The organism is Nonomuraea cypriaca (genome assembly GCF_015645445.1).
GTDB classification, from domain to species: Bacteria; Actinomycetota; Actinomycetes; order Streptosporangiales; family Streptosporangiaceae; genus Nonomuraea; species Nonomuraea cypriaca.
The window spans coordinates 37,107-48,664 of the sequence record NZ_JADOGI010000019.1; the positions used below are offsets into that span (position 1 = coordinate 37,107).

Annotated in this window: 11 protein-coding genes; 1 reads left to right on the forward strand and 10 read right to left on the reverse strand. The window is 68.1% G+C overall.

Annotated features, from left to right (window positions below):
- Positions 1-63: 63 nt before the first annotated feature.
- From ITP53_RS08940 to ITP53_RS08975, 8 genes are all read right to left on the reverse strand, one after another.
- Positions 64-1,008: a quinone oxidoreductase family protein gene (locus tag ITP53_RS08940; protein WP_195894845.1), complete on the reverse strand. Its 945-nt coding sequence runs from the start codon at positions 1,006-1,008 to the stop codon at positions 64-66.
- Between the two features lie 26 nt (positions 1,009-1,034).
- Positions 1,035-1,907, reverse strand: coding sequence for an alpha/beta hydrolase (locus tag ITP53_RS08945; protein WP_195894846.1), 873 nt, complete (start codon positions 1,905-1,907; stop codon positions 1,035-1,037).
- A 15-nt stretch (positions 1,908-1,922) separates the two neighbouring features.
- The gene (locus tag ITP53_RS08950; RefSeq protein WP_195894847.1) at positions 1,923-3,317 is read right to left on the reverse strand and encodes an NAD(P)/FAD-dependent oxidoreductase; all 1,395 of its coding nucleotides are present in this window, start codon (positions 3,315-3,317) and stop codon (positions 1,923-1,925) included.
- 29 nt (positions 3,318-3,346) lie between these two features.
- Positions 3,347-4,165: an ABC transporter permease gene (locus ITP53_RS08955; RefSeq protein ID WP_195894848.1), complete on the reverse strand. Its 819-nt coding sequence runs from the start codon at positions 4,163-4,165 to the stop codon at positions 3,347-3,349.
- Between the two features lie 149 nt (positions 4,166-4,314).
- Positions 4,315-5,166, reverse strand: coding sequence for an ABC transporter permease (locus ITP53_RS08960; RefSeq protein WP_195894849.1), 852 nt, complete (start codon positions 5,164-5,166; stop codon positions 4,315-4,317).
- A 51-nt stretch (positions 5,167-5,217) separates the two neighbouring features.
- A complete protein-coding gene (locus ITP53_RS08965) occupies positions 5,218-6,414 on the reverse strand; it encodes a polyamine ABC transporter substrate-binding protein (RefSeq protein ID WP_195894850.1) in 1,197 nt (398 codons plus the stop codon).
- A 9-nt stretch (positions 6,415-6,423) separates the two neighbouring features.
- Entirely contained in the window at positions 6,424-7,491 is a 1,068-nt protein-coding gene (locus ITP53_RS08970; protein WP_195894851.1) for an ABC transporter ATP-binding protein, read from the reverse strand.
- A 6-nt stretch (positions 7,492-7,497) separates the two neighbouring features.
- Complete coding sequence (locus tag ITP53_RS08975) at positions 7,498-8,931, reverse strand: gamma-aminobutyraldehyde dehydrogenase (protein ID WP_195894852.1); 1,434 nt, start codon at positions 8,929-8,931, stop codon at positions 7,498-7,500.
- Between the two features lie 199 nt (positions 8,932-9,130).
- On the opposite strand from ITP53_RS08975, the gene ITP53_RS08980 reads away from it, so the two are divergent.
- Positions 9,131-9,622 (forward strand): Lrp/AsnC family transcriptional regulator, encoded by a 492-nt coding sequence (locus tag ITP53_RS08980; protein WP_195894853.1) that lies wholly within the window; start codon positions 9,131-9,133, stop codon positions 9,620-9,622.
- Between the two features lie 19 nt (positions 9,623-9,641).
- Here the strand turns inward: ITP53_RS08980 and speB are convergent, their stop codons facing one another.
- Positions 9,642-10,577 carry an agmatinase gene (speB, locus tag ITP53_RS08985; protein ID WP_195894854.1) on the reverse strand — a complete coding sequence of 312 codons (936 nt, stop codon included), beginning with the start codon at positions 10,575-10,577 and terminating at the stop codon, positions 9,642-9,644.
- A gap of 103 nt (positions 10,578-10,680) precedes the next feature.
- Positions 10,681-11,538, reverse strand: a complete 858-nt coding sequence (locus tag ITP53_RS08990) for a hypothetical protein (protein WP_195894855.1) — start codon at positions 11,536-11,538, stop codon at positions 10,681-10,683.
- Between the last annotated feature and the right edge of the window lie 20 nt (positions 11,539-11,558).

The following is an 11,558-nucleotide window of genomic DNA, read 5'->3' on the forward strand; positions in this document are numbered from 1 at the left end:
CTCATCGGGGGTCCCCCGGTTGATGCCCGTCGAGCGCGCCCATCACACCCGGAACATCCCTGGTCAGACCTTCAGCACGACCTTTCCGACGGTACGCCGCCCGGCCAGGTCGGCGAGCGCCCTGCCGGCCTCGGACAGCGGATATTCCGCGCCGGCCAGCGGCCTGACCCGCCCGCTCGCGACGAGGCCGAGCAACTCGTCCATCTCGAGCCCGGCCGCGCCCCGCTCGGTCAGCACCGGCCTCAGCCAGAAGCCGGACACGCCCAGGTTGGCCGCCATGAGCCGGCCTGGATCCACCGCCGGCGTCGGCTCCCCGGACGAGGACCCGTAGGTCACCAGCCGCCCGAACCCGGCCAGCGCGCTCAACGCCGCCTCGAACACCGCCCCGCCCACCGCGTCCAGGACGACGTCCACGGGCCGGTCCTCGTTGGCCTCGATGATCCGCTCGGTGTAGCCGTCGGCCGCGCCGTCGACCGCCGTGTCCGCGCCGAGCTCCACGGCCAGCGAGCGCTTGTCCCGCGTGGACGCCGTGGCGATCACCCGTCCGGCGCCGAACTCTCTGGCCAGTTGCACGGCCAGGCTGCCCACGCCACCGGCCCCGGCGTTCACCACGACGCTCTCGCCCGGCCGCAGCCGCGCGGACGAGCGCAGCAGGTGCCACGCGGTCAGCCCCTGCACCAGCAGCGCGAGCGCCTCGCCCGGCCCCAGCCGGTCGGGGACGCTCACCAGGTCGCCGGCGTCGAGCACGGCCTTGGAGGCGTATCCGTTGGCGGTGAACCCCATCACCCGCCGCCCGTCGGGCGTCCGCCCGATCACCTCGCCCCCGGGGATGTACGGCAGGCCGCCGGGCTGCTCGTAGTCCCCGGCGATCTGCCTGATGTCGGCGAAGTTGACCCCGGCCGCCTCGACGTCGATCAGCACCTGGCCCGGGCCCACCACCGGATCGGGCACCTCGGCCGCTTCGAGCACCTCGGGCCCGCCGTACCTGGCGAACTGGATGGCACGCATGTATCCCCCCTGGCCAGAGTAGCCGGTCAGAGGTGCTCGGCCAGGAATTCGGCGGTCGCGGCCACGGCCTGGCTGACGTACGGCTCGCGGTCGTAGAGGTCGACGTGCTGTTTGGCGTCGACCCAGACGAGCCGCTTCGGCTGGTCGAGCCGCTTGAACGCCTCCTCGGCCCCCTCCGGCGAGCAGAACCGGTCGACGAGCCCGTGGACGATGAGCGCCGGTTTGGGCGACAGGAAGTCCGCCCCCATCATGTTGTCCATCGTGATCAGCTCACGCACGCCGGCCCTGGTCACCCGGTTCGCCCAGTGCGGCGAGGCTCCGCGCTCGGTGCCGTAGTACGCGTTCGGCTCGTCCCCCGGCATGGCGGCCTCCCCCTCCCGGGCCACCGCCGGGACGTACTCGACGGGCCCGCCCCGGTCCTGCCGCTCCCGCACCTCGGTGAGCGCGGCCAGCGCGGCCTGGTAGTCCATCCCGGACCGCATCGCGTACGGGTTGTTGTACGCCCCGGCAATGCCCGCAAATACCCGCACACGAGGATCAAAAGCAGCAAATTTCAGGGCATATCCGCCGCCGAGACAGACCCCGATCGCCCCGATCCGCTCCGGATCCACCTCGGGCCGCGACCGCAGGAACGACACCGCCGCCCCCAGGTCACGCAGCTTGCCCTGCGGATCCTCCTCGAAGCGCGGCTCACCCTCAGACTCGCCCCAGTTGCGGTGGTCGAAGGCGAGCGTGACGTATCCCCGCTCGGTCAGCCGCTCCGCGTACCGCCCCGTGACTTGGTCGCGCACCCCGGTGAACGGCCCCGTGAACACCAGCCCGGGACACGGCTCCCCGCCCTCCGGCACCCGCAGGTCCCCGGCCAGCGTGAGGCCGTCCGCGACGAACTCAACTCTCATATGCCCCAGTGTGCGTCATGAGTCGAACCCGAGCCCCATCCGGTCGAGCGCACGCAGCCACAGGTTGCGCCTGCCCTGGTGCCGGTCGGCCTGGGCGATCGACCACCGGGTGAACTGGATGACCCCGGAGCGCACCGGCTCGGGCGGGAACGGGATCGGCTTCTCCTTGACCATCCGCAGCCCGGTCCGCTCGGTACGCTCGCCGGACAGCAGGTCGAGCATGACGTTCGCGCCGAACCTGGTGGCCCCGACGCCCATGCCGGTGAATCCGGCGGCGTAGGCCAGCCGCCCGCCGTGCGCCTGGCCGTAGAAGGCGCTGAACCGGCTGCACGTGTCGATCACGCCACCCCACCTGTGAGTGAAGCGCACCCCGGTGAGCTGCGGGAACGTGTCGTAGAAGTGCTCGGCGAGCGTGACGAACGTCTCGTCGCGCTGGTCGTACTCCGGCTTGAGCAGGCCGCCGTTGTAGTAGACGGCGTCGTAGCCGCCCCACAGGATCCGGTTGTCGTCGGTGAGCCGGTAGTAGTGGAACCGGTTGCCCGAGTCGCCGACGCCCTGCCGGTTGCGCCAGCCCACCTCGGCGAGTTGCGCGCCGGTCAGCGGCTCGGTCATCAGGGCGTAGTCGTACACCGGGACCACGAAGTGCTTGAGCCGGCGCAGCAGCGACGGGAACACGCCGGTGGCCAGGGCCACGCGCGGCGCGGTGACGGCGGCGTGCGGGGTGCGCAGCGTGATCCTCGTGCCGTCGTCGCGCAGCCCCCGGACGGGGCTGCGCTCGTGGACCCGCACGCCGAGGCGCAGGCACGCCTCCCGCAGGCCCCACGCCAGCCGCGCCGGGTCCAGCATGGCGCAGCCGTTGCGCTCCCAGAGCCCGCCGAGGTAGGTCGGCGAGTTCACCTGCGCGCGCACCTGCTCCCGGTCCAGCGGCTGGTAGTCGAGCCCCAGCTCGGAGATCAGGTCCAGGTGCTCGTTCAGCCCGTCGAGCTGCCACGGCTCGGTGGCCACGTGCAGCTCTCCGGTGCGCTCGAACGAGCAGTCGATGCCGTGGCGCTCCAGCGTGCGCTCCATCTCGTCGAGGTTCTCCACACCCATGCGTTCGAGCCGGTCGATCTCTGACGGCCACCGCTCCAGCCCGTTCGCCAGGCCGTGAGTGAGGGTCGCCATGCAGAACCCGCCGTTGCGGCCGGTGGCCGCCCACCCGATCCGGCGGCCCTCCAGCAGGACCACGTCGAGTGAGGGGTCGCGTTCCTTGGCCATCAGGGCGGTCCACAGCCCCGAGAAGCCCCCGCCGACCACGACCAGGCCAGCGCCGGTGTTCCCGTCGAGCCGCGGCAGCGGCTCGGGCCTGGCCGGACTGTCCAGCCAGTACGGCCTGCGCTCCGCGTCAGCCAGCGCCTTCAGCGGATCCACACATCCCACTTCCCTACAAGTGCGTTTTGTCAGGTACGGCGCCGCGCCGCGACCGCGTTACCGATCGCGATCAGCACGCCGATCCCGAAGATCAGCGTACCCATGACGTTGACCTGCGGCGGGATGCCGGTCTTGACCGCGCCGACGATCCAGAGCGGGAAGGTCACGGTGGAGCCGTTGACGAAGCTGGTCACCACGTAGTCGTCGATGGACAGCGCGAACGCCAGCATCCCGCCCGCCAGCACCGCTGGCATGATCGACGGCAACGTGACCTGCCTGAACGTCCCCCAGGCCGTGGCCCCGAGATCCCTGGCCGCCTCCTCCAGCGCCGGGTCCAGCGTGACGATCCGCGCCCGCACCGTCACCACCACGAAGGAGAGCGAGAACAACACGTGCGCCATGATGATCGTGTTCGCGTCGCGGGGCACGTTGCCGGACACGAACAACGACAGCAGCGACGCGCCCATGACCAGCTCGGGCGTGGAGATGGCGGCGAAGACCAGGAAGTTCGTGACGCCCTTGCCGCGGAACCGGTGCCGACCGATGGCGAGCCCCAGCATGGTTCCGATGACGACCGTGATCACGGTGCTGACCAGGGCGATGACCAGCGAGTTGCGCAGGGCCACGGTCAGGTCGGAGATGTCGAAGAGCTCGCCGTACCACCGGAGGGTGAAGCCCTGCCAGGTGGTGTTCGACTTGCTCTGCTTGTCGTTGAACCCGAAGAGGATCATCACGGCGATCGGCGCCGACAACCACACGATCACCAGCCACGTGTAGAAGTGCAGCAGCCGATCCCCAACCCTGCCCCTGCCCCTCCGCGTGCTGATTGGTCGCTCACCGCTCCTCATTCGCTTCGCGGACCCACTCGTCCCTCGCGGGTCCACTCCGCTCACTGCGTCGGGTTCCCTCGTGCTGATTGGTCGCTCACCGCTCCTCATTCGCTTCGCGGACCCACTCGTCCCTCGCGGGTCCACTCCGCTCACTGCGTCGGGTTCCCTCATCGGGCCGCCGCCTCTAGCACGTTCTCGGTGCCGAGCGCTCTGGCGTAGATGAAGATGCCCACGAGCAGCACCGCCATCAACGTGAACGACAGCGCCGAGGCGGTCGGGTAGTTGAGGTTGGTCAGGTACTCGGTCTGGATGATGTTGCCGATCATGGTGTTCGCCGTGCCGCCGAGGATCTGCGCGTTGATCGGGTCGGCCGTGGCCGGCACGAACGTCATCAGCACCCCGGCGAACACCCCGGGCAACGACAGCGGCAGCACCACCCGGCGGAAGGCCGCCGTCTTCGTCGCGTACAGGTCCTGGGCCGCCTCCACCACCCGCGGGTCCACCCGCTCCAGCGCCACGTAGATCGGCAGGATCATGAACGGCAGGAAGTTGTACGTCAGCCCGCCGACCACGGCGAACGTCGTCGCCAGCACGTGGAAGCCCTCGGGCAGCAGCCCCCAGCCCTTCAACGTGCCGAACAGGATGCCGTTGTCCGACAGCAGGAAGTTCCACGAGATCGTCCGCAGCACGAACGACACGAAGAACGGCAACAGCAGCAGGAACAGGTACATGGACTTGCGCCGGCCGCCCTTGAAGGCGATCCAGTACGCCACGGGATACCCGATCACCAGCATGGCCACGGTCGCCAGCCCGCCGTAGAGCAGCGAGCGCAGGAGCTGGGTGCCGTACCTGCCGAGCGCGTCGCCGTAGTTGGAGAAGCTGAACGTCATGGCGAAGCCGTCGATCGCGTTCCCGGTCTGCAGCGACACCGACGCCATCGCGACCATGGGCACGACCAGGAAGATCCCCAGCCACATCCAGCTCGGGAGGGCGAGCAGGTAGGGGGTGAGCCGCCTCATCGCTACAGTGTGCCGCGTCCAGCGGTGCGCTGCAGGTCGCATTTCATGCACCTACGCCTGGGTGACGGACTGGAAGATCGGGTTGAAGACCTGCTGCTGCTGCGTGGTCAGACTGGTGTACGTGCGCAGCCTGGCGTAGTCGGCCTCGGTGGGGAACATGAGCGGGCTGTCGATCATGTCCTCGAGCGCCTTCTTGTCCTCGCCCTCGGCCGTCTTCGCCTTCTCCCTGAGCAGGTCCTGCACCGCGGCGACCGGGGTGACGTACTGGATGAACTCGTCCAGTTCGGCGGCCACGGCCGGCTGGTAGAGGTGGTCCATCAGCATGAGAGCGTCCACCGGGTTGGCGGCGCCCTTGGGGATGAGCATGTTGTCGGTCCAGATCGTGCCGCCCTCCTCGGGCACCACGAACTTGACGGGCTCGCCGGCGAGCTGGCGCTGGAAGATGTCGCCCGACCAGGCCATGGTCAGCCAGATGTCACCCTTGGACACGGCGTCGATATACCCTTGATCGTAATATTTCCGTACAAGTCCGGCATCGCGCTGCGCCTTGAGCTTCTCCCCGGCCTTCTTCCAGTCGGCCTCGGTCGACTTCTCCGGATCGATCCCCAGCGCGAACATGCCGAAGTTGCCGATCTCCTGGGCGTCGGCCATCATCCCGACCCGCCCCTTGTACCGGGGATCGAACAACGACTCGATGCTGGTGATCTCTTCCTTGACGTAGTCGGTGTTGTACGCGATCCCGGTCACGCCCGACGTGTACGGGACCGTGTACTTGTTGCCCGGATCGTAGGCGCGTTCCTTGTACTTCTGGCCGGCGTTGGCCTGGAAATTCGGCAACTGCGCGTGGTCGAGCGGCGTGGCGTAGCCGAGCTGGATCATGTGCTGGAGCTGGATGCCGTTGGTCATGACGACGATGTCGTAGCCCAGCGACTGGCCGGCGCGCAGCACGGGATCGGCCTTGCCGAAGAACTCGGCGTTCTCCTGGATGACCTCTTTGTACTCGTACGAGATGCCGGTGGCCTGCTTGAACTTCTCCAGCGGGCCCCTGTCCTCGGGCATGTACTCGGGCCAGTTGGCGAAGACGACCTTGCCATGCTTGGTCTGCTTGGACCAGAAGTCCTTGACCGCGTCGGGCTTCGGCGCCGCCGCCTTCTGTCCCTGCACGCCACAGGCGGCGAGGGCGAGCCCGGCGGCCGAGAAGCCGGCGATTCTGAAGGCGTCACGTCTGGTGCGGAGACGGGGGTTCATGGGGTTGTATCAACTTCCAATCACGTACGAGTGCCGCTCCTGCCACGACAGCCACACGGAGTCGCCCCGCTCCGCCGTGGCCGTCGCGTCATGCGCGTTCTGCTGGAACACGGTGATCTCCGCCCCGTCCGCGAGACTCACCGCGTAGCTGTTGTAGGTGCCGAGGTAGGCCACTTCGGCGACGGTGCCGCGCACGGCGCTCATGCCGGGCTCCGGCTCGTCCGTGCCGATGGTGATCTTCTCCGGCCGCACGGTGACCGTCACGTCGCCGTCGCGCCCCGGGACCATCACCCGGCCGCCGCCGATCTTCAGCGCACCGCCGGTCGCGGCGCCGGTGAGCAGGTTGGAGGTGCCTATGAAGCCGGCCACGAAGGCGGTCGCGGGCCGCTCGTAGATCTCGCGGGGCCCGCCGAGCTGCTCGACCAGCCCGTCGTTCATGACCGCGATCCTGTCGCTCATGGTCAGCGCCTCGTTCTGGTCGTGCGTCACGTACACGAACGTGATGCCGACCTCGCGCTGGATGCGCTTGAGCTCGATCTGCATGGCCTGGCGCAGCTTGAGGTCGAGCGCGCCGAGCGGCTCGTCCAGCAGCAGCGCCCGCGGCCGGTTGACCAGCGCCCTGGCCAGCGCCACGCGCTGCTGCTGGCCGCCGGACATCTCACGCGGCCTGCGCTTCTCCCGGCCGGCGAGAGCGACGATCTCCAGCATCTCGCCGACCCGCCGCCTGATCTCCTCCTGCGGCGTTTTGCGCTGCTTCAGCCCGAAGGCCACGTTGTCCCAGACGCTCATGTGCGGGAAGAGCGCGTAGGACTGGAAGACCATGTTGACGTCGCGCTTGTTCGGCGGGACGTTCGTGACGTCCTGGCCGCGCAGCCTCACCAGGCCCTTCGAGGGGGCCTCGAAGCCGGCGATCATCCGCATCGTGGTGGTCTTGCCGCAGCCGGACGGGCCGAGCAGGGAGAAGAACTCCCCCTCCGCGATGTCCAGCGTCACACCCTTCACCGCCTGGACGACCTCCCCGTGGGAGAGGTAGTCCTTGGCGACGTCCTCAAGCTCGATCGCGGAGTGTCCGGTCATCGTGGCCTATTCACCGATGTAGTGCATGACGTGCTTGACCCTCGTGTAGTCGTGCAGGCCGAACACCGACAGGTCCTTGCCGTACCCGGAGTGCTTGAAGCCGCCGTGCGGCATCTCCGAGACGAACGGGATGTGGGTGTTGACCCAGACGACGCCGAAGTCGAGCCGGTTGGACATCCGCATGGCACGGCCGTGGTCGGAGGTCCAGACCGAGCCGCTGAGGCCGTACCTGACGTCGTTGGCCTTGGCCAGCGCGTCGGCCTCGTCAGTGAACGTCTGGACGGTGATCACGGGGCCGAAGACCTCGTTCTGCACCATCTCGTCGTCCTGCCTGAGCCCGTCGACGACGGTCGGGGCGAAGAAGTACCCCTTATCGCCGACGCGCCCGCCGCCAGTGAGCACCTTGGCGTGCGCGGGGACGCGGTCGATGAAACCCTGGACCTTGGCGAGTTGGCTCTCGTTGTTGAGCGGGCCGTACAGCGCGTCCTCCGCTTCCCGGTCGCCGGTCACGGTGCCGGCGGCGGCCTCGCTCAGCGCGGCCACGAACTCGTCGTGCACGCTCTCGTGCACCAGCACCCGGCACGCCGCGGTGCAGTCCTGGCCGGCGTTGTAGAAGCCGGCCACGGCGATGTCGGCGGCGGCCTTGCGCAGGTCCTTGACGTCCTCGAAGACCACGACCGGCGCCTTGCCGCCGAGCTCCAGGTGCACCCGCTTGAGGTCGTCCGCGGCGCTCTTGGCGACCGACATGCCCGCGCCCACCGAGCCGGTGATGGCCACCATGGCCGCCGTCGGATTGGCGACCACGAGTGCACCGGTCTCGCGATCGCCGGTGACGACGTTGAAGACGCCGGCGGGCAGCACCTCGCCGAGGATCTCGGCGAGCTTCAGCGTGGCGACCGGGGTGGTGTCGGACGGCTTGAGCACGACCGTGTTGCCGGCCGCGATGGCGGGGGCGATCTTCCAGACCGCCATCATGACCGGATAGTTCCACGGCGTGACCTGACCGACCACGCCGATCGGCTCGTGCCTGATGACGCTGGTGTGCTCGGCGAGGAACTCGCCGGCCGTGGGGCCCTCGAGCGTACGCGCCGCGCCCGCGAAGAAGCGGAAGTGGTCGGCGGCGACCGGGGTCTCGTCCTCCGCCATGCGGGCGAGCGGCTTGCCGGTGTCGCGGCACTCCGCCTCGTTGATCTCGTCGGCCCGCGCCTCGATCGCGTCGGCCACCTTGAGCAACAGGTTGGCCCGCTCACCCGGGGTGGTCCTGCCCCAAGACTCGAACGCGGCAGCCGCGGCGGCGAAGGCCGCATCGACGTCCTCGGGGCCCGAGACGGGGGCCTGGACATAAGACTCGCCCGTGCAGGGGTCGATGATGTCAGAGAATCGGCCGCTCTTGGCGTCCACGAACTCACCATTGATGAAGTTCTGCAGACGGGTGATCATGCGCACTCCTCGTGAGGTGGCTGAGATGCCGCGACTCTTACAGAGCAGATGCATCCGGACAAGGGATTTCGTGGTGAAGATATCAAATTGCTACGAATTCGCTTGACAGACTGCCAAGAACTGACAACATGTCGCACCAGGACGGTGATCGAGCGGGAACGTCCCCGTAACGCCGGACCGCTAGGAGGATTCCTCACAAATGACCACGCCGCCCCGCGTACGCCGCAACAACTCCAACTCTGGGCAAGTGGTGCTCGACGATCTGTCGAAGCAGATCATCGAACAACTCCAGGCGGACGGGCGCAAGCCGTACGCGGCGATCGGGAAAGCGGTCGGCCTGTCGGAGGCCGCGGTGCGCCAGCGGGTCCAGCGGCTGCAGGACGCCGGCGTCATGCAGATCGTCGCGGTCACCGATCCTCTCACGCTCGGCTTCCCCCGCCAGGCCATGATCGGCGTCAACTGCGAGGGCGACCTGGATTCGGTGGCCGACGAACTCGCGGCCATCGACGAGATCGACTATGTGGTGCTCACGGCGGGCTCCTTCGACGTGATCGTGGAAGTGGTCTGTGAGGGCGACGGTCATCTGCTGGAGATCCTCAGCAAGATCCGCGCCATTCCCTCGGTACGGACGACCGAGTCGTTCGTGTACCTGAAGTTGCGCAAGCAGACGTATTCCTGGGGCACGCGCTGACTTTGGGTTTCCCGCACACTTATGCCCGTTTCTCCTGGATCGCCAGCAGGCCGATGAGGTCGTAGGCCACGTGGGAGGCGGCGACCGAGGTGATCTCCGCGTGGTCGTACGCGGGAGCGACCTCCACCACGTCCGCCCCGACCAGATGACAACCGGCCAGGCCGCGCAGGATCTCCAGCAGCTCCCTGCTGGTCAGCCCGCCCGCTTCCGGGGTGCCCGTGCCCGGGGCGTGGGCAGGGTCGAGCACGTCGATGTCGACGGAGACGTACATCGGCCGGTCCCCGACCCGCTGCCGCAGCACGTCGATCACCTCGTCAAGACCGCGGCGCAGCACGTCGGCCGCGGTCAGGATGCCGAACCCGAGCCGCCGGTCGTCCTCGAGGTCCTTCTTGCCGTACAACGGCCCCCGGATGCCGACGTGGCTGAGCGCCTCGGTGTCGAGGATCCCCTCCTCGACCGCCCGGCGGAACGGCGTGCCGTGCGTGTACTCGGCGCCGAAGTAGGTGTCCCACGTGTCGAGGTGGGCGTCGAAGTGCACCAACGCCACCGGACCGTGCCGCTTGGCGACCGACCGCAGCAGCGGCAGCGCGATCGTGTGGTCGCCGCCGATGGTGACCAGCCGGGCGTCCAACTCGTCCGCCGCGCCCTCGATGGCCTCGATCGCCGCGCCGATGTCGTACGGGTTCGCCGCGATGTCACCGGCGTCGACCACCTGCGCCCGCTCGAACGGCGAGACGTCCAGCCCCGGATGGTACGGCCGCAGCAACCGGGACGCCTCCCTGACCGCCGCCGGCCCGAACCTCGCGCCAGGCCGGTAGGACACCCCGGTGTCGAACGGCACACCCACGACGGCGACGTCGGCGCGCTCCACCTCATCCAGGCGGGGCAGGCGGGCGAAGGTGGCGGGCCCGGCGAAACGCGGCACCCTGGTGGAGTCGACGGGACCTCTGTTCATGTCGGCCAGTGTTCGTCATGCTCCTGACCAGCCACAACTGTAGCCACAACAAACTCTTACCGCGGGTCTTGTGGCAGCCCACAACCCGGGGCCTACCGGCCGCTCAGGCGAAAAGCTCCTCCACGGAAGTCACGAACGCCGCCCGTTCGACCCACCCCTCCAGAATCGCGAGATCCGTACACGACACGATGCGCTCACGATCCCGATCACCCACCGAAACACCCCGCGAGCCCAGCACCAGCAGCACGGCCTTGGCCTCTCCTTCGGCCTTCCCTTGATCGATCAGAGACTGCGAGTACTCGCCCATGTAGGGATAGGTCTTTGTGGACATGAGTCGTTCCATCTCCTTCTGCGCGGGACTGTCCGACAGTGCTACGACGACATACTCAGCGTAACCCTGGGCCAGCTTCGGATCGATGGAAGAGAGCGCATGGGTCAAAGTGGCGATGATGAGGTTGATGCTCGGATCGTCGCGATGGGTAACGGTCGAGATGACCGCCAGTCCGATGTTGTCCACGGCCTTGGCGACGTCGGTGATGACAGGCGTGTTGTCCGGGCCGATCACCAGTGGTATCAGCACCATCTCCGGGTGGCCGATGAAGATGGGCTTGGCGGCCCATTCGGCCACCGCGCTATTCGGGCAGATGACGACCAGGTAGACACGGCACCGCTCGCGAGCACGGAGACTCGTGATGTAGTTCGGCCACGAATAGTGCTTCCTCCCGTCCTCCCCGCGCTGCGTCTCCAGGATCACGCCCACTTTCCGCTTCCCACTGCCGAAGAGCAGGGCGGCGTCCGCGTGGTAGCTGGCCGGCACGGTTTCCGACAGGTCGGGAGAGGCCAGCCGCGCCTCTCCCGACTCGGATATCGGCAGGTCGAAGAGCGAGAGCAACATTTTCGCGGTATGTCCGAAATCAAGGGTGCCGATCGAGACCAGCCCCTCGTGCTGAGATCCAGGCATGACCGCGACATTACTGAACG

What these genes read in the sequence shown, in the direction of transcription:
- ITP53_RS08940 (WP_195894845.1), bottom strand. Translation starts at nt 1,008, where the DNA reads ATGCGTGCCATCCAGTTCGCCAGGTACGGCGGGCCCGAGGTGCTCGAA.
- ITP53_RS08945 (WP_195894846.1), bottom strand. Translation starts at nt 1,907, where the DNA reads ATGAGAGTTGAGTTCGTCGCGGACGGCCTCACGCTGGCCGGGGACCTG.
- ITP53_RS08955 (WP_195894848.1), bottom strand. Translation starts at nt 4,165, where the DNA reads ATGAGGAGCGGTGAGCGACCAATCAGCACGCGGAGGGGCAGGGGCAGG.
- ITP53_RS08960 (WP_195894849.1), bottom strand. Translation starts at nt 5,166, where the DNA reads ATGAGGCGGCTCACCCCCTACCTGCTCGCCCTCCCGAGCTGGATGTGG.
- ITP53_RS08965 (WP_195894850.1), bottom strand. Translation starts at nt 6,414, where the DNA reads ATGAACCCCCGTCTCCGCACCAGACGTGACGCCTTCAGAATCGCCGGC.
- ITP53_RS08970 (WP_195894851.1), bottom strand. Translation starts at nt 7,491, where the DNA reads ATGACCGGACACTCCGCGATCGAGCTTGAGGACGTCGCCAAGGACTAC.
- ITP53_RS08975 (WP_195894852.1), bottom strand. Translation starts at nt 8,931, where the DNA reads ATGATCACCCGTCTGCAGAACTTCATCAATGGTGAGTTCGTGGACGCC.
- ITP53_RS08980 (WP_195894853.1), top strand. Translation starts at nt 9,131, where the DNA reads ATGACCACGCCGCCCCGCGTACGCCGCAACAACTCCAACTCTGGGCAA.
- speB (WP_195894854.1), bottom strand. Translation starts at nt 10,577, where the DNA reads ATGAACAGAGGTCCCGTCGACTCCACCAGGGTGCCGCGTTTCGCCGGG.
- ITP53_RS08990 (WP_195894855.1), bottom strand. Translation starts at nt 11,538, where the DNA reads ATGCCTGGATCTCAGCACGAGGGGCTGGTCTCGATCGGCACCCTTGAT.